This is a genomic window from Vulcanococcus limneticus LL (assembly GCF_002252705.1).
GTDB lineage: Bacteria > Cyanobacteriota > Cyanobacteriia > PCC-6307 > Cyanobiaceae > Vulcanococcus > Vulcanococcus limneticus.
This window is the reverse complement of record NZ_NQLA01000002.1, coordinates 1-16,730: the sequence shown is the minus strand read 5'-3', so window position 1 is coordinate 16,730 and position 16,730 is coordinate 1. Positions and strand designations below refer to the sequence as shown.

The following is a 16,730-nucleotide window of genomic DNA, read 5'->3' as shown; positions in this document are numbered from 1 at the left end:
TTCAGGTTTCCCGGAACTTCTCGAAGGGCAGGATGAGCCGAACGAGCTCGACCTCCTCTCCATCCTGAACGTGGGACAGGCTGCCGCCCAGGGCGCGGACCTGTTCGCAGCAGGTGGCGAACTGCAGGGAGTCCTCGTCGAAGACGTGCTCGGGGTGGTCCGGGTCCTGGATCAGGGTTCCGCCGCTGCCGCGACCCTCCATGGCCCCGCAGAACCTCAGGGTCACGACAAGATCGAGACTGTTGAGTTGTTCGCGGCTGGCCTCAAGACTGACCTGTTGTAACGATCCCAGAATTGTGCTGCTGAGCGGATTGAAACACACAGATTTCAGGATGTCAGCCATTTCACTGGGGTCACCGAACAGCCTGGAGGGCACCTCGCGGGAGACCTCAACTGGGATCTCCGTCGGCAGAGCCGATCGGACCTGCTGGGCTGGATCGAAGTTTTCGCCATGGCTGGAGCGGTGCCCCTGCCTGGCGAGCGCATAACGCCTCAGGGCCATCGCGTACGTCCGCGTCTGGTCCGCCGGTGTCACCCCGACTTCAGTGGCCGTCGTCTGGTGAATCCTGGAGGCCACAGCCTCCAACTGGATCGCGGCAGCGGTGCGCTCCTGGCTGCGTTCCAATTCCAGTGTGTCGATCCGGTCGAGGCCCTTGCGGTGCTGCTCTTCGAGGATGTGGTTGCGGCTGCGGAAGTACCAGACGGCGGTCCCGAACAGGAACGCCAGGATGCCGGAGGTGAAGGCTGCCCGCTGGGCAGCAACGCCAATCGGCACCAGCCGCGCCTTCAGCGTGACCAGCTCGAGATCCATCCCGAGGGTGCCGACGAATCGCCCTTTGGAATCTTTGAAGGGGGCGTAGGCGCTGTAGAAGGTGCCCCAGGCGTCAGTGTACGGTTCCCGATCGACGGTGGGTCTGTGCAGGCGAAGAGCCTCGAGTAGCGCTCGGCCGGCATCAGGATAGGGATCCATGAGCTGCGGTGCCTCATCGGGGCGGCCATCCTTGTCGTTGTCGTTCTGGAGGCTGCCGTTGGCGATGAAGTACACCTTCCCATCCTTGAGTATGTTGGTGTAGGCATAGCGAACGTCGCTCGAGGCCCGGCGCAGACGCTCGAGGCGCTGGATGAAACTCTGATAGCTGGGATCGTTTTTAGCGGCCTTGGAGGTGAACGTCCGGTGCTGATCGCCATCAATCACCGTGGCGGCGGCGCTCACATTCCGCAACAGACCCTCACGGATCTGTTCCTTCACCGCCTCCACTGCCCGCACGTAGATGAAGTAGATGGTTACGTTGGTGATCGCCAGCCAGGCGAGGGCAAACAGGATCCCCTCCACTGCCGGATTCCAGTACCACCGACGTCGGATCGGAAGACTGCCCATGCTCAGGGCCCCAGGCCGGTGGCGGTTTGCGCTCCAGCCTCCACCAGCTCTGCGATGAATGCTCCGATCATCTCCTGGGTCACGCCCGGCACGGTCACAATATGGGCAAAGTCACCGTACGTAGCCAGTTGCCAGCGCCTGGCAATGGCCTGTTCCGGTCTCGGGAAAACCACAATGCAGCCCTGGGGATGGCGGGTCGCGGCGATGCCGGCCGCCTTGAGCCGGCTGACCAGCTCCGCGGCCATCTGCAGGGATTCGGCCGCCATCTCGGCCAGCCCCTGGGGGCCCAGCTGCTGGATCACCAGCCAGAGCAGGAGGGCGCAGAATCCATCACGCGAGCCCGACAGGGTGGTGTCCAGCGATCCCACATACTCGGCGCTGCCCGCGAAGGGTTGGATGGGGTCGCGGTGACTGAGCACCAGCCCACAGGGAATCGGCGCGCCCAGGAACTTGTGACCGGAAAAGGAGAGGGTATGAATCGGCAGGCGGAAATCGAACAGGGGCGCCCCGGCGATCCAGCAGTGCATCGGACCGTAGAGGGCGGCATCCACATGCAGATGGAAGTCTCGGCAGTGTCGCTGCTCCAGCAGCTCCAGCACCTGCTGAGGCGCCTCGATTGCGCCATGGAAGGTGGTGCCCACGGTCAGGTTGAGGATGCAGGGGCGGCCTCCCAGCTCCGCCAGCGTCGTGTTCAGGGCCTCGAGGTTGAGGGTGCCGTCTGGATGGCTGGGGATGACCCGGTGGGGCAGCCGCAGCAGATGGGCAATCTTGTGCAGGCAGTAATGGGATTGGTCTGAAAAGATCAGTATCGCGTCCTCGTACCGATCGCGCCCCTGGGCAATCCCGTACATGATTCCCTCGGTGCTGCCGTTGGTGATGTAGCCCCAGCCTGCAGCGGGATCGAGGTGCAGTGCTGTCGACCAGAAGGCAATCACCTCCTGCTCAAAATCACAGGTGTTGATCCCATTGTTGGGATGGAATGGATCGCCGATATTGTTGATGTTAAATTTCAGGAAATCGGCCAAAGCCGCAAAAGACAGCAAGCGACTATTTGGAAATCCGATGTAATGGGCTGAGCGATCTTCGAAGTGAGCTTTTAGCGCCGTCAGTCGAGCCGCTGCCCCGTTGCCGGGGAAGCGGCGTTCATGCTGGCCCCAGGGGTCGTAGGTCATCCGCCGCTCCGTTGGGTAGGGAGCGCTCGGGTCTGCCTGCGGACTCGTGGGAGAAAGGGCAGGACCTTTCTCGGGTTCTGGTGTACTTGTTGAGCTTTCAAAGGATGACGTTGCCGAGCAGTCTGCAGACCAACGTATGACCTCAAGTTTGTTCTGCATCCTTCAAAGAATTTAGCATCCGCTGGTAGCAAGCCATTGTTCAAGCTGAACAGGCGCTCCGGTGAGGCGGTGAGTGTGGGTAGCAGCTGCGATCATCCAGGGCGAGTTCCATGCGCTAAATTGTTCTGTGGTTGCAGGGTCCTGGGCATGCCTGCTGTTGACCCTGCTGTCCAGGGATTCTGATTTCCCCTAGGTAGATTGTGGGCCGCTGCTTGGAGAGCCTCCCCGAGGAGTGCGTCTCAAGCGTGTTGACGGAGCCATGTCCGCATCATCGTGCTGCTCCCCGGGTGCACTGGTCGTCATTGCCTTGGAATCGCCTTCCCTTGGAGAATCCCAACCTGGACAAGACCTGTATGGCACAACGTCTTGCCCAGACCCATCAACCTGGATGGAGCTGCACCGCATTCTGAGCGGTCTGCTCAGAACCTGCTCTTGGGCTGCCCAGGTGTCGAGTGATCTGCACGAGCTGCCACACCCTGACCGGGTTTGTTCTCACGGTCTGGCTCTCTGTTACGGCTGCAAGCCGTGGGTAGAGCGTTTTCTGTGGTACGCCCCCTTCGTGTTGCCTCCACCGGTAACTCTGCTACTGACTCCCAGCCCCTGCCCGCGGGACACTCGCCAGGAGCCCCCTGGGGTTGCAAAGGGTATTGACTGCACTGCTCATGCCAGGCGAATCAGGCCTGGAGTCCTGCGTCTCTAGGCCCCGCAATCAGATCGATTTGTCCAGGTGCTCCCACGCGAAAGGGACAAGACGCGCCCGCGATATCTCAAGGCCGAACCTGTTGCCTCAGCTCTCCCGCTGGCAGCTCGCCGCCAGCTCAAGCGGCACGTCACTGTCCGGCAGCTGCAGCAGCTGGCTGGTGAGGGCAGCGATGTCGTCGGCCTGGGTCCTCGCCTCCCCGGGCAGGGCGGTCACTGCCGCGGCCATGTCCGTGGCCACCCAGCTGGGGCCGATGGCAGTGACGCCGATGCCCTGCCCCCAGCCCTCGTTGCGCATGGTCTGGCATAGCCCCTTCAGGGCGTGCTTGCTGATGGGGTAAGCGCTCTGGTGTCTCTTCACCCGCTTGCCGCTCCTCGACACCAGCACCCGATCCCCCGGCTGTCGCCGCTGATCAGCAGGGTGCGGGGAGCTCGCTCTGATGTCATGGGGTCGGGGTCTCAGTTCGGCATGGTCACGAACTCCTCGGCCACCGAAGGGTGCAGGGCCATGGTGCGGTCGAAGTCGGCCTTGGTGGCGCCCATGCCGATGGCGATGGCGGCCATCTGGATGATCTCGGCGGCGTGCTCGCCCACCATGTGAGCCCCCAGCACCTTGCCGCTGGAGCGCTCCACGATCAGCTTGAGCAGCACCCTGGGCCCCGTGGCCGGCAGGGCCTGACTCATGGGCCGGAAGCGGGCCCGATGCACCCGGATACCCTCGGCGCCGCAGCGCTCGATCGCCTGCTCCTCGGTGAGTCCCACCCCGGCGAGTTCGGGCTGGGAGAACACGGCGCTGGCCACCAGGCTGTGGTCCACCTGGCGGGGCCTGCTGCCGTACACCGTGTCGGCAAAGGCGCGGCCTTCATCCACGGCCACCGGGGTGAGGTTGATCCGGTCGGTCACATCGCCCACCGCATAGATCCCCGGCACGTTGGTGCGCTGATCGGCATCCACCGGGATGCGGATTCCCTCCACCGCCACGCCGGCCGCCTCCAGGTTCAGTCCCTGCAGCATGGGGCGGCGCCCGGTGGCCAGCAGCACGCCGCCGCAGGCGATCGTTTCGCCGCTCTGGGTGGTGACGGTGAACTCCCCGGGGGCGCATTGGCCGGTGATCGCGGCGGGGGTGTGGGCGAAGCGAATCGCGATGCCGGCCTCCTCCATGCTCTCCTGCACCGCGCGGCTGGCCTCGCGGTCGAAGCCGCGCAGCAGGTGGTCGCCGCGCACGAGTTGGGTCACCTGCACGCCCAGGCCGTTGAGGATGCAGGCGAATTCGCAGGCGATGAAGCCAGCCCCCACCACCACCACCGCCTCGGGCAGCGACTCCAGCTCAAACAGGTCGTCGCTCACCCAGCCCAGCTCCGCGCCCGGGATCTCGGGCCGCTGGGGCCGGCCGCCCACGGCGATCAGGATCCGCTCGGCCTCCAGCTGCCGCTCGCTGCCGTCGGCGGCGGAGACCACCACCCCGCTGGGCCCGCTGAAGCGTCCCCAGCCTCGCACCAGCTCCACGCCGGCTTTCTCGAGGAAGCCGATATGCAGGCTGTTGAGCCGATCCACCTCGGCGCGCACGTTGGCGAGCAGGCGGGAGGCATCGAGGCGTATGTCGCCCACATCCCAGCCGTAGCTGGGGGCATCGGCGAGCAGGTGGCGGTAGGCCGAGCCATACACCAAGAGTTTCTTGGGCACGCAGCCGCGGATCACGCAGGTGCCGCCCACCCGGTCGCCCTCCACGATCGCCACCCTGGCGCCGTAGCTGGCGGCGCGCTTGGCGGCGGCCAGGCCACCGGAGCCGGCCCCGAGCACGATCAGATCGAAGCGGTCCTGCATGGGTCAGTGGGGAGCGGTGGAACCATCCTCCGACGGGACAAGCTTGGTGGCGCTTCCTCGCAGGGCTTCACCCGGTCCATGGCATCGCCGCCAGTCGGCCCCAGTCTCAGGGCGCGCTGGGGCGCTCCAGTGGGTAGCCCTCATCGCTCCAGCGGGCCAGGCCGCCGCGCAGGTTGGCCACCTGGCGGCGGCCGGCCTTGAGCAGCTGCTGGGTGGCCAGGGCAGAGCGGCTGCCGGAATGGCACACCACCACCACCGGACGGTCCTCAGGGATCTCGCCGCGGCGCTCCTCCAGCTCGGGCAGGGGGATCAGCAGGCTGCCACCGATGCGGCCGTCGGGGCCCTCGGTCTCCTCGCGGGAGCGCACATCGAGGATGGTGAGGGCGGCACGATGGTCGGCCACCCAGGCCGGCGCGAGCTCCGGCAGACCTGCATAGCTGGGCAACACCGGCGCCCACTCGGGGGCCGCAGCGGCCTGCTGGGGCTTGCCGGAGCGCAGGTTGCCCGGCAGGGCCTCGGCGATCCGGCCCGGGTGGGGCAGCTTCATCGACTCCATGTGGCCGACGAAGTCGCGCTCTGTGGCGGCCCCGCCCAGGCGGGCGTTGAAGGCCTTCTCCTCCGCCACCGAGGTCACGCTGCGGCCGGTGTAGTCGTGCCCCGGGTAGATCAGGCAGGCATCCGGCAGGGTGAAGAGTTGCTCGGTGATCGAGCGCCACAGGGTGTGGGCGTTGCCTTGCTGGAAGTCACAGCGGCCGCAGCCACGCACCAGCAGGGTGTCGCCGGTGAAGGGCATCGCCCGGTCGTCGAGTACGTAGGACAGGCAGCCATCGGTGTGGCCTGGCGTGCTGTGCACCTCCAGGGAGCGGCCGCCGAAGCGCACCCGTTCGCCGTGGTGCAGCGGCAGGGTCACGTTCTCGGCGTGGGCGGTGGCGGCCAGGCCGATGGCGCAGCCGGTGGCCTGGCGCATCAGCCAGCTGCCGGTCACGTGGTCGGCGTGGGCGTGGGTGTCGATCGAGGCCACCAGGTCGATCCCCAGTTCGCGGATCAGGGCCAGATCGCGGCTGTGCTGCTCGAACACCGGGTCGATCAGCACGCCCTCGCCGCTGGGCACATCGGCCAGCAGATAGGTGAACGTGCCGGTGGCGGCATCGAACAGCTGGCGCAGCAAGAGGGAGGCGCCCCCGGCGGCGGCGGCCAGGGAGACACCCGGGGCAGAAGCGGCGGCCATGCAGCCATGTCACGTTGTTATGATGATAGCCGCATAAAAGGAGGCTGTGCGAGGCCCTGGGTGGTCGTCCGCTGGCTGGATTTGCGGGGCGTGTTCCGGCGTGGCTTCGGTGGTGGGCTGCGCGATGTCTGCATAATGTCTTGATCGTCATACTTCACTGCCATGGGATTGCCTGGGCCGATGCCCACCCCCCAGCTGCTGGAGGAATACAGCCGCTTCTTCCGGCTGCTCAGCGAGACGGCCCGCCTGCAGCTTCTCTGTCAGCTCAAGCAGGGTCCCCTGGATGTGGCCGGCCTGATTGAGGCCACGGGCTTCTCCCAGTCGCACATCAGCCGCCAGCTGGGCATGCTGCAACGCGCCGGCCTGGTGCGCTGCGAACGCGATGGGGTCCGCACGATCTGGACGGCCGACAGCGCTCTGGTGGATCAGCTCTGCGCCCTGGTGCAGAACCGGCTCCGCCAGCAACTGGAGGGCCAGCTGCAGCAGCTGGCCAGTGCCTGAGGGGCTAGCCCAGGCCAGCTTCTGCTTCCTGCTTATCCGGCGTCGCCGAGCTCTGCTCGGTCCAGTCGGGCCCCCTCCAGGCAGGTGCCATCGAGGCTGCAGTCCCGCAGGTCACAGCCGCGCAGATCGGCCTCCTGAAGGTCGGCGTTGCGCAGGTCCGTGCCGTAGAGACAGGCGCCCCGCAGGTCGGCGCCGTGCAGCTGGGCCCCCTGCAGCAGGGCAAAGCTGAGGTCAGCGCCCTGGAAGTCGGCGCGGCCCAGGTCCGTGAGCTGATCCAGGCCGCTGCGGAAATCGGCCTCCACCAACCGCGTGTTCCGCCAGCGGCTGCCGGCGGCCACCACGCCGCGCAGGCAGGCGCGGTGCAGCAGGGCACCAGAGAAATCGGCTTCCTGCAGGCGGGAGCCGGAGAGGTCGGCCTCGTGCCAGAAGGAGTCGCTCGCCTGGGCCGAGGAGAGGTCGGCACCCCAGAGCAGGGCCTGCTGAAAGCGGCACCCCTCCAGCCGGGCGGCGCGGAATCGGGCGCGGCCGAAGCGGGCCTCCTTGAAACAGCTCCCCCTCAGGTCGCAGTCCGAAAGGTCCAGGTCCACCCCGTCAAGATCCCCCAGGCGCAGGCCCGCAAAGGAGTGCCGGCCGGCCAGGAGTGCGGCGCGCAGCTCATCCAGGGACCGGGGCGGCGGGGCGCTCCCGGATCCGACGGGGTCCGATGGGGCGGGTTCAGATGGAGCGGGTTCAGATGGAGCCATGCCGGAGCAGACATGTCCGGCTGGGGAGAGCGCCGGAGGGGGGCATCACAGGATGGCGGCCAGGGCGTCGAGTTGCTGGCGCCGGGCGGCCAGCAGCAGCTTCTCGGCCTGGGCAATCAGCTTGAACACCGATTTGTCGATCACTTCGTAGAAGACGAGCGAGCCCTCGGGCCGGCGCTGCACCACGCCGGCGATGGTGAGCAGCTTGAGGTGCTTGGACACCAGGGCCTGGCTGAGTCCCGTCTTCTCCACCACGGCCGTCACGTTGAGCGGGCCGCCGCGCAGGGCCTCCAGCACCGCCAGGCGGTTGGGCTCGGAGAACACCTTGAAGTACTCGGCCAGGGCTTCCATGGGAGGTGGGGCGGCGGATGTAACTGAGTGGGCGGAAGCGGCTCGCGCAAGCCGGGGACCCTCACCATGGTAGCACCTCTATCGCGGCAGCATGGGGTGCCGATACAACGGTTGCCGCTGCCCCAGTATCACGATGGCGTTATTTCACTGGTAGGCTTTTGGGTGAGTCCGTCCCCGTCCTCCGCGATGCCCGTGGTTTCCGTCCTGGCGCCGCCGTCGCCTCCATTGCCAGCCCCGCTTCCCGCCCAGCCGCCCGATCGGTCCTCCGCCTTCCGCTGGCCGCGGCAGTGGGCCGAGCGGGTGCAGCTGCTGGAGCGCCAGCACGACCGGCTTGAGGCCCTGCTGGCCGAGCTGGTGGATCTTTACCGCCAGCCCCTGGAGTCCACAGGCCCCGAAGGGAGCCCGGCAGTCCAGCTGGCCCAGGACCTCAGCTGCCGCCGCCTGCTCTGGCAGCTGCGCCTGCACCTGCGCCTCGAGGAGCGCTGGCTCGAGGCCTCGGGCTGTCTCTGCCCTGGCCACCGCGCCGGCCACCGCGATGCCGCCCGCACGGCCTTCGAGGGCTATCGCCAGGCCGGCCTGGACCGCTCGGCCCGTCTCGACTGGCTGCTCGCCATCCAGACCTGGTTCGACCGACACCGGGCCGGTCCCGATGCCAACGCCTACGCCCTGGCCAGCGCCGCCGCTCCCGCCGTCACCACCGCCGTCACCCCCGCCTGATCGCCGCCATGACCGCCACTGTTTCTGCCGTCTCGGGCCCTGCCCTCTCCCCCGCCGCCGGCCCGGCCCCCCACCTGCGGGAAGACCTGCTCACCCCGCGCTTCTACACCACCGAAATCGACAAGGCCGCGACCATGGACCTGGAGGGCCAGCGCCAGGCCTTCGACGCCATGCTCGGCGAGATGGAGACCGACTACAACCGCGACCACTTCGATCGCAAGGCTCCTCTCAACCGCCTCAAGGATCTCGCTCCAAATGAGAAGGAGGCCTATGAGAGCTACCTGGTGCGCTCCTGCGTGTCGGAGTTTTCCGGATTCCTGCTGTTCAAGGAACTCTCGCGCCGCCTCTTCAAGGCCAGCCGCCCCGAACTCGGCCGCCTGTTCCAGCTGATGGCCCGCGATGAGGCCCGCCACGCCGGCTTCCTCAACCGGGCCCTGGTGGCGGAGGGTATCGAGATCGACCTGCCGTCGCTGAGTGGCAAGCGGCCGATCACCTGGTTCCCGCTCAGCTGGGTGCTGTATTCGGTGTATCTCTCCGAGAAGATCGGCTACTGGCGCTACATCCTGATCGACCGGCATCTCAAGGCCAACCCGGACAACAGCTTTGCTCCCCTGTTCGACTTCTTTGAGCCCTGGTGCCAGGACGAGAACCGCCACGGCGACATCTTCAACGTACTGATCCGCTGCAACCCCGCCCTGCGCCGAGGCCTGCGCGGCCGGCTGCTGAGCCGTTTCTTCCTGTGGTCGGTGTTCCTGACCCACAGCCTCACGGTGTGTGAGCGCGGCAACTTCTACCGGCTGCTCGGCATGGATCCCTCCCTGTTCGATGAGGAGGTGATGCGTCAGACCAACCGCACCGCGCGCCGGGCCTTCCCGGTGGTGTTCGCCCTGGAGGGCCGCGCCTACTTCGAGCTGCGCGACCGTCTGGTGGAGACCTACCGCGCCATCAAGGCCCTCGCCGAGGAGCCCTCCGGCCTGGGCCGCGCCCTGCGCAAGCTGGGGCTGCAGGTGCGCTTCGCCGGCCTGCTGGTGCGCCAGTTCGGCCAGCCGATGGTGGCCAGCACGGAGGGCGCGTGAGTTCGGCGACCCTGGCCCCGCTGCCGCCGCTGCGGCGGGGCATTGCGGTGGAGCCCCGGCGGCTGCGCCTCAGCTGGGGCACCGTCGCCTTCATGGTGGCGATCCATGGGCTGGCGCTGGTGGCCCTGCTGCCGCGCTTCTGGAGCCCCACGGCGGTGGTGGTGCTGCTGGTCCTCTACTGGCTCACCGCCTGCGTGGGGGTGACCCTCGGCTACCACCGTCTGCTGGCCCACAGCTCCTTCCAGGTGCCGCGCTGGCTGGAGGCGGTGATCACCACCTGCGGCACCCTCAGTTGCCAGCACGGCCCGATCGACTGGGCCGGCCTGCACCGCCACCACCACCTCCACTCCGACGATCCGGCCGACCACCACAACAGCCATCTGGGCTTCTGGTGGAGCCACTTCGCCTGGATGCTGCACGACGTGCCCGCCAAGCGCTATGTGCACCAGCTCACGCCCGATCTGCAGCAGGTCCCTTACTACCGCTGGCTGAACCGCAACTTCCTGCTCCTGCAGGTGCCGCTGGCTGTTCTTCTCTACGCCCTGGGCGAGGCCACGGGCGCCGGTGGCTGGGCCCTGGTGCTGTGGGGCATTCCGCTGCGGCTGGTGCTCGTCTACCACGTGACCTGGCTGGTGAACTCCGCCACCCACCGCTGGGGCTATGTGTGCCATGCCAGTGGTGATGGCTCCCGCAACAACTGGTGGGTGGCCCTGCTCAGCTTCGGGGAGGGTTGGCATAACAATCACCACGCCTACCCCAGCAGCGCCCGCATGGGCTTCCAGTGGTGGGAGCTCGACCTCACCTGGCAGCACATCCGCCTGCTGCGGCGGCTGGGTCTGGCCCGTCGCATCCGTCTGGCGGCCCCCCTGCACGCGGTGGCGCCGGCCCATACCGCGCCATCTCCGCGTGCCACAGCCCCGTTGCAGACCACACGCCCGTTCCCCCCACGCCATCCCCGATGACGCCACGCCAATCCCCCTCCTCCGGCACCGCAGCCCCAGCCCCCAGCCCCGATCCCACCAGCCCTGTCTACCGCGATGCCTACAGCCGCATCAACGGTGTGGTGGTGGTGGGTGAGGGCCTGGCCGACCGCCATTTCCGGCTGCTGGCCCGCGCCATCCCTGAGGACGGCGCCGAGCTCCTGCGCCTCGGGGCGATGGAGGGTCGTCACGCCCGCGACTTCATCGGCTGTGGCGCCAACCTGGGCGTGCGGCCCGATGCGGCCCTGGCGAAGCAGCTGTTCGCCCCCCTGCACGCCCTGTTTCAGGAGTGCGACAGCGCGGGTGATCTGGCGGGCTGCCTGGTGATCCAGTGCCTGATCGTGGAGTGCTTCGCCGTGGCGGCCTACCGCGCCTATCTGCCCGTGGCCGATGCCTACGCCCAGCCGATCACTGCGGCGGTGCTTGCCGATGAGGCCGAACATCTCAACTACGGCGAGCAGTGGCTGCAGGCCCGCTTTGCCGAGGTGGGCGACGCGGTGGCGGCGATCTGCCGGCGCGGCCTGCCCGTGACGCTGCGGATCCTGCAGGCCGTGGCGGCGGATATGCGGGCCATCGGCATGGATCCGGCCGATCTGGTGGGCAGCTTCTGTGAGCTGTTCGAGCAGTCGCTGGCGACGATCGGCTTCAGCGCCACCGAGGCCCGGCGGCTGGTGTTCCGCTCGGTGGCGACGGTGCCGCTGGGCTGAGCCGGCTCGCGGCAGCTGGGCTGTTCCGCAGCCACCCGGCTGTCCCGTGCACGCCGTCCCTGAGAGCGGCCGTTCGGCCCGGGAGACAGCCCTGTCTCCCGGGCTTTGCCATGGGCTCAGTTCCGCCCCGACTCCCGCAGGCCCACAGCCGCCAGGGGCGCGGCGGGCGGCAGCGCGGTGGCCTGCTGGGCCAGGGTCTCCGGCCGCAGGTCGCAGGGGCGGACCGCTCCACCGAAGCGCAGCTGCAGCCAGGTGAGCGTCGCGGCATCGGCAGTGGCCACGGCCTCTTCATTGGCGGGGCCCAGGCCCAGGTGCCGCACCAGGGCGGGGGGCAGGTACCAGATCGAAGCCTGGGCTCCCTTGCGCTCGCGTTGCTCCTGGATCAGTTCCCGCAGCTGGCCGTCGCCACTGAGCAGGCCCTGGGGTGCCAGCAACAGGCCCAGGCGAGTGGAGCTGCTTGGGGAGCCAGCTGGGGATGTCGGGCCCGGGGCAGTGGAACCCGCCGCTGGGGCTGCGTGGCCAGGGTTGGCGGAAGGGAAGGGCTGGGCGGCCATGGCGGGAAGGGTTGCAACGAAATCGCAACCTTGAAACAGCAGAACAACGATAGCGTTATAACGTTGGTTCGAGCGGGGTCTGCGGGCCCCTCCCGGCGTTCGCTTCGCCTTCTGTCATGACCACGACCCATCCCGCCCCCCACGCCTCCGGTCACCCCGGCGCTCCCGGTCACCCCGGAGCCCCTGGGCAGGCGGCCGCCCCTGGCCATCCCGCCGCCGCCGAGGCCGCCATCTCCGCCCATGCCGGTGGCGACGATGCCGCCCTGCGCAAGGGCTTCGGTCCGCGGGTGCGCCGGCTGCATGCCCGCATCGGCGCGGCCCATCGCCAGGCCGAGGGCATGGTGTTTTCCCGGGCCCTGCTGGAGGGACAGGTGAGCCCCTTCCAGCTGGCGGCCCTGCTGCGCGCCCTGCGGCCGGCCTACGAACTTCTGGAGGAGCAGGGGCCCGAGCTGGCCGCGGCCCTCGGTTCCACGGCCATCCCCTGGGCGGCCTTAGCCCGCAGCCAGGCCCTGGCCCAGGACGCCGAGGCCCTCGCCGCCCTGCCGGCCGCGCCCGCCTCGGCGGCGGCCGCCCTGTGGCTGGAGCAGCTGCGGGTGCTGGCCCAGCAGGCCCCGCACCGGCTGATGGCCCACGTCTATGTGCGCTACGGCGGCGACCTCTCCGGCGGCCAGCAGCTGGGCGGCCAGGCCAACGCGATCCTGCAGTCCTATGGCCTGCCGGCGCTGCACTTCTGGGCCTTCGATCGGCCCACCCCCGAACTGAAGCAGGCCCTGCACGACGGCTTCGAGCAGCTCGATCTCTCTGCGGCTGAGGAGGAGGAGCTGCTGGAGGAGGCCGAGAGCGCCTTCCGCGCCACCCAGCGGCTGCTGGCCGAACTGGCGGAGCTGGCTCCGGCCTGAGGGCGGTGCGCCGGGGCCCCGATCCAGGGTCCCGGCGCCCCCTGAGCTGCCGGCGAGCCCCCGCCCATCCCCCTGCTTCGCCCCCTGTCCGCCTTCCTCCCACCTCGCCCCGCCCCATGCCCCCTGTCGCCAGCCCCACGGCCACCAGCAGCCCCGCCACCGCTCCCGCGGAGCCCCTGGCCCCGGCCCAACCCCAGTCCAGCCCGCTGGAGCTGCTGCTCAAATACGACAAGCCCGTGCCGCGCTACACGAGCTACCCCACGGCGGCGGCCTTCAGTCCGGCCGTGGGGGCCGGCGACCTGGCGGCCCAGCTGGCCCAGCCCGGCAGCGAGCCCCTTTCCCTCTACGTGCATGTGCCGTTCTGCCGCCATGCCTGCTGGTATTGCGGCTGCAACCGGGTCACCACCCAGCTGGGCTCGAAGGTGGTGGCGCCCTACCTGGCGGCCCTGGCCAAGGAGCTGGAGCTGATCAGCGCCGTGCTGCCGCAGCGGCGCCGGCTGGCCCAGCTGCACTGGGGCGGCGGCACCCCCAACTACCTCAGCGCCGAGGAGCAGACGATCCTCTGGGGGCTGATCGCCGAGCACTTTGACCTCGAGCCCGATCTGGAGGCCTCGATCGAAGTCAACCCGGAGTTTCTCAGCCGCGATGCCGCCATGCACCTGCGACAGCTGGGCTTCAACCGCATCAGCTTCGGCATCCAGGACGCCAACCCCGAGGTGCAGCGGGCCGTGAACCGGGTGGTTCCGGTGGAGCAGCTGCGCCGGGCCATGGAGTGGCTGCGGGAGGCTGCCTTCGAGAGCGTGAACGTGGATCTGATCTGCGGCCTGCCGCTGCAGACCCCCGAGCGGTTCCGCTCCACCCTGGAGCTGGTGCGCGAGCTGCGGCCCGATCGCATCTCGCTGTTCTCCTTCGCCTACCTGCCCGAACAGCTGCCGCTGCAGCGCAAGATCGCCGCCGCGGACCTGCCCACCCAGCGGCAACGGCTGGCCATGCTCGATGACGCCAACCAGCTGCTCTGCGCCGCTGGCTACGACGCCATCGGCATGGACCACTACGCATTGGCCGGCGACAGCCTGGCGATAGCCGCCCGGGAGAAGCGCCTGCACCGCAACTTCCAGGGCTACACCACTGGCGGCGAGCTGGATCTGCTGGGGGTGGGGCCCACGGCCATCAGCCAGTTCCCCCACCTGTTCAGCCAGAACCAGCGCGACCTCAAGGCCTACTACGGCGCCCTGGAGCAGGGCCAGCTGCCGGTGGAGCGGGGGCTGGTGGTGCGTGATCCGGCGGTGCTGGAGCGCCGCGCCCTGATCAAGGAGGTGATGTGTCACTTCCAGGTGGATCTGGACCTGGCGCGCTTCGCCACCGAGTGGCAGGACCTGCAGGCCCTGGAGGCCGATGGCCTGGTGCGGCTGGAGCGAGAGGGCGAGCGCGGCCGGGTGGAGGTGACCAGCCAGGGCCGTTGGCTGATCCGCACGGTGGCCTCCGTATTCGACCCCGAGCAGCGCCAGCGGGCCAGCGGCTCGCGGCTGGTGTGACACGCGGCCCTGGGTCCTGGCTGGTTTCCGGCTGTTCCGATCAGAGTCCGAAGTGGCGGCAGATCAGGAAGGGCACCACCAGGGCCAGCCCCAGGGTGAGGGGGGCGCCGTAGCGCGTCATGTCGAGGAAGCGGTAGCGCCCCGGTCCGAACACCATCAGGTTGGTCTGGTAGCCGATGGGGGTGAGGAAGCTCTGGCTGGCGGCGAAGGTGATGGCGAAGATGAACGCCCTCGGCGGTAGCCCCAGCCCCGTGGCCAGGGCGGTGGCGATCGGCATCAGCAGCACCACCGTGGTGCCGTTGCTCAGGGCCTCGGTGAACAGCTGGGCCAGCACGAACACCACCAGCAGCACGGCGTAGGCCGGCCAGCCCTGCAGCGAGTGGAGCAGGTCCGTGGCCAGGGCCTCGGCCAGGCCGGTCTTCTGCATCGCCTCGCTGAAGCAGGAGAGGGAGCCCAGCAGCAGGATCACGTCCCAGCGGACCGAGCGCTGCAGCTCCCCGGGGCGCAGACAGCCGGTGGCAACCATGATCACCACCCCCAGCAGGACGGCTGCCATCAGATTCACCACCTTGAACAGGGGCAGCAGGATCACCAGGGCCGCCACCAGCACCGCCACCCATTTGCGGTTGGTGGTGGGCATGTCCTTTTCCAGCTCATCGAGCAGCACCAGATCGTTGTTGGCCTGCATGCCGCGGATGGCGTCGAGGGGAGCCTGCAGCAGCAGCACATCACCGCTCTGGAGCACCACCTGGCCGAGCAGCTCGCGCAGCACCTGGTTGCCGCGGCGCACCGCCAGCAGCGTGGCGTTGTAGCGCTGGCGAAAGCGGAGGTCGCGCACGCTGGAGCCGGTGATCGTGGAGCCGTTGGGCAGCAGCACCTCCACCGTGCGCATCGTGGTGATTTCGGGATGGCCCATCTCCTCCAGGCACTCCTCCTGTTCGGCCGGCGGCGAGAGCAGCACGGTGCTCTCCTGCTGCAGCCGGAGCAAGGTCTCGCGGTTGCAGCGCAGCACCAGCCGATCGCCCACCTGCAGCACCCGATCCGCCAGGGGGGCGCTGAAGAGCTCATTGCCCCGCTGCAGTTCCAGCACGTCCACGTCGTAGCGGCGCTGCAGGCGGCTGTTGTGCAGCGACTGGCCGGCCAGCTCCGAGCCCTCCGGTACCTGCACCTCGGTGAGGTAGCCCTCGCGGGTCAGGGAGTTCAGCAGGTCGCCATCGTCGAGTCCGCGGTCGGGCAGCAGCCGGTCGGAGGCCCAGAGCAGATACAGGCTGCCCAGCAGCCACACAGGGATGCCGATGGCGGTGAAGCTGAAGAGCTCGAAGGAGCCGTAGCCCAACTGGCGGCTCACATCGCTGGCCAGCAGGTTGGTGGAGGTGCCCAGCAGGGAGATTGTGCCCCCCAGCACCGTGGCGAACGAGAGGGGAAGCAGCACCTTGGAGGGCGAGACGCCGCGGCGGTGGCACCAGCCCTCGATCACCGGCAGCAGGGTGGCCACGATCGGGGTGTTGGGAATGAAGCCCGAGATCGGCGCCACCACCGTCACGAGCAGGGTGATCATCCGCTGTGGGCTGCGCACGGCCTCGGAGCCGATCAGGGCCCGCAGCCGGTCGAGGCCGCCGCTGCGGAACAGGCCGGCCGAGACGGCGAACAGGCCCATCAGGGTGATCAGGGCCGGGCTGCCGAAGCCCCGCACGGCCTCGTCGGGCTTGAGCACCTTGAAGGTCACCAGCAGGGCCGCCGCCAGCAGGCCCGTGACCTCCGGCGCCAGCCAGCCCCCCACGAACAGGACGATCGCGCCGGCGAACACCAGCAGGGTGATCAGACCGCTGGGATGGCGCGCCACCTCCAGAAAGGCGCTGCCGGCAGCTCCAGCGGGGAAACCGGCAGCCGCCGCCGCGAGCAGGGAGGGGAACATCGGGTCAGGGTTCGGGCCCATGGGCGAGGGCCATCGAGGCGGCCACTTCGCCGCAGGGCCGCTCGGCGGACTATAGACCGGTACTGAGATCGGGAAATGGACTGAGTGTGCGGCTAGGAGGCTGCTGAAAAACCAACCGATCCGCGGGAGAATGGCCCAACGGCACTGAACGGATGCGCGGCCAGCAGGAGCGGACCGGTCCCCTGTTCTCCTACGTCTCCACCGAGGAGCGGATCCCCAGGGCCCATCCCCTGCGGCAGGTGCGGCGGCTGGCGGATCAGGCGTTGGATGG

Annotated in this window: 16 protein-coding genes and 1 pseudogene; 8 read left to right on the top strand and 9 right to left on the bottom strand. The window is 68.6% G+C overall.

Annotation, left to right across the window (positions count from 1 at the left end; all coding sequences use genetic code 11):
- Position 1: 1 nt before the first annotated feature.
- From CJZ98_RS01250 to CJZ98_RS01230, 5 genes are all read right to left on the bottom strand, one after another.
- Positions 2-1,378: a PDC sensor domain-containing protein gene (locus CJZ98_RS01250; protein WP_157910827.1), complete on the bottom strand. Its 1,377-nt coding sequence runs from the start codon at positions 1,376-1,378 to the stop codon at positions 2-4.
- 2 nt (positions 1,379-1,380) lie between these two features.
- A complete protein-coding gene (locus CJZ98_RS01245) occupies positions 1,381-2,709 on the bottom strand; it encodes a histidine decarboxylase (protein ID WP_094587711.1) in 1,329 nt (442 codons plus the stop codon).
- A 787-nt stretch (positions 2,710-3,496) separates the two neighbouring features.
- Positions 3,497-3,769, bottom strand: a complete 273-nt coding sequence (locus tag CJZ98_RS01240) for an SDR family NAD(P)-dependent oxidoreductase (RefSeq protein WP_232756116.1) — start codon at positions 3,767-3,769, stop codon at positions 3,497-3,499.
- Positions 3,770-3,867: 98 nt separating this feature from the next.
- The gene (gene gorA, locus CJZ98_RS01235; protein ID WP_094587709.1) at positions 3,868-5,232 is read right to left on the bottom strand and encodes a glutathione-disulfide reductase; all 1,365 of its coding nucleotides are present in this window, start codon (positions 5,230-5,232) and stop codon (positions 3,868-3,870) included.
- Between the two features lie 106 nt (positions 5,233-5,338).
- Positions 5,339-6,460: an MBL fold metallo-hydrolase gene (locus CJZ98_RS01230; RefSeq protein ID WP_094587708.1), complete on the bottom strand. Its 1,122-nt coding sequence runs from the start codon at positions 6,458-6,460 to the stop codon at positions 5,339-5,341.
- Positions 6,461-6,640: 180 nt separating this feature from the next.
- Between CJZ98_RS01230 and CJZ98_RS01225 the strand changes: the two genes are divergently transcribed.
- Positions 6,641-6,961, top strand: coding sequence for an ArsR/SmtB family transcription factor (locus CJZ98_RS01225; RefSeq protein WP_094587707.1), 321 nt, complete (start codon positions 6,641-6,643; stop codon positions 6,959-6,961).
- Between the two features lie 32 nt (positions 6,962-6,993).
- Here CJZ98_RS01225 and CJZ98_RS01220 read toward each other — a convergent pair whose 3' ends face one another.
- Both CJZ98_RS01220 and CJZ98_RS01215 read right to left on the bottom strand, forming a co-directional pair.
- Entirely contained in the window at positions 6,994-7,704 is a 711-nt protein-coding gene (locus tag CJZ98_RS01220; RefSeq protein ID WP_094587706.1) for a pentapeptide repeat-containing protein, read from the bottom strand.
- Between the two features lie 45 nt (positions 7,705-7,749).
- Positions 7,750-8,055 (bottom strand): ArsR/SmtB family transcription factor, encoded by a 306-nt coding sequence (locus CJZ98_RS01215; protein ID WP_094587705.1) that lies wholly within the window; start codon positions 8,053-8,055, stop codon positions 7,750-7,752.
- A 192-nt stretch (positions 8,056-8,247) separates the two neighbouring features.
- Here CJZ98_RS01215 and CJZ98_RS01210 point away from each other — a divergent pair, with 192 nt between their 5' ends.
- The 4 genes from CJZ98_RS01210 to CJZ98_RS01195 all read left to right on the top strand — a co-directional run bounded on the left by CJZ98_RS01210 (position 8,248) and on the right by CJZ98_RS01195 (position 11,535).
- Positions 8,248-8,772: a hypothetical protein gene (locus tag CJZ98_RS01210; protein WP_232756098.1), complete on the top strand. Its 525-nt coding sequence runs from the start codon at positions 8,248-8,250 to the stop codon at positions 8,770-8,772.
- Entirely contained in the window at positions 8,772-9,848 is a 1,077-nt protein-coding gene (gene acsF, locus CJZ98_RS01205) for a magnesium-protoporphyrin IX monomethyl ester (oxidative) cyclase (protein ID WP_390625468.1), read from the top strand. The genes CJZ98_RS01210 and acsF overlap by 1 nt, the downstream gene beginning before the upstream one ends.
- Before the next feature lie 92 nt (positions 9,849-9,940).
- Positions 9,941-10,810: an acyl-CoA desaturase gene (locus CJZ98_RS01200; protein ID WP_094587878.1), complete on the top strand. Its 870-nt coding sequence runs from the start codon at positions 9,941-9,943 to the stop codon at positions 10,808-10,810.
- Positions 10,807-11,535, top strand: coding sequence for a long-chain fatty aldehyde decarbonylase (locus CJZ98_RS01195; protein WP_094587702.1), 729 nt, complete (start codon positions 10,807-10,809; stop codon positions 11,533-11,535). Before CJZ98_RS01200 ends, CJZ98_RS01195 begins: the two co-directional genes overlap by 4 nt.
- Positions 11,536-11,651: 116 nt before the next feature.
- On the opposite strand, the gene CJZ98_RS01190 is transcribed toward CJZ98_RS01195, so the two are convergent.
- Entirely contained in the window at positions 11,652-12,089 is a 438-nt protein-coding gene (locus tag CJZ98_RS01190; RefSeq protein WP_157910825.1) for a hypothetical protein, read from the bottom strand.
- Positions 12,090-12,205: 116 nt separating this feature from the next.
- Between CJZ98_RS01190 and CJZ98_RS01185 the strand changes: the two genes are divergently transcribed.
- Both CJZ98_RS01185 and hemN read left to right on the top strand, forming a co-directional pair.
- Positions 12,206-12,988, top strand: a complete 783-nt coding sequence (locus CJZ98_RS01185) for a biliverdin-producing heme oxygenase (RefSeq protein WP_094587700.1) — start codon at positions 12,206-12,208, stop codon at positions 12,986-12,988.
- A 116-nt stretch (positions 12,989-13,104) separates the two neighbouring features.
- Positions 13,105-14,523 (top strand): oxygen-independent coproporphyrinogen III oxidase, encoded by a 1,419-nt coding sequence (gene hemN / locus CJZ98_RS01180; protein WP_094587699.1) that lies wholly within the window; start codon positions 13,105-13,107, stop codon positions 14,521-14,523.
- Positions 14,524-14,563: 40 nt separating this feature from the next.
- Here hemN and CJZ98_RS01175 read toward each other — a convergent pair whose 3' ends face one another.
- The gene (locus CJZ98_RS01175; RefSeq protein ID WP_232756097.1) at positions 14,564-16,459 is read right to left on the bottom strand and encodes an SLC13 family permease; all 1,896 of its coding nucleotides are present in this window, start codon (positions 16,457-16,459) and stop codon (positions 14,564-14,566) included.
- A gap of 152 nt (positions 16,460-16,611) precedes the next feature.
- Here CJZ98_RS01175 and CJZ98_RS01170 point away from each other — a divergent pair.
- Positions 16,612-16,730 (top strand): annotated as a pseudogene (locus CJZ98_RS01170) (IS5/IS1182 family transposase); the annotation flags it as partial.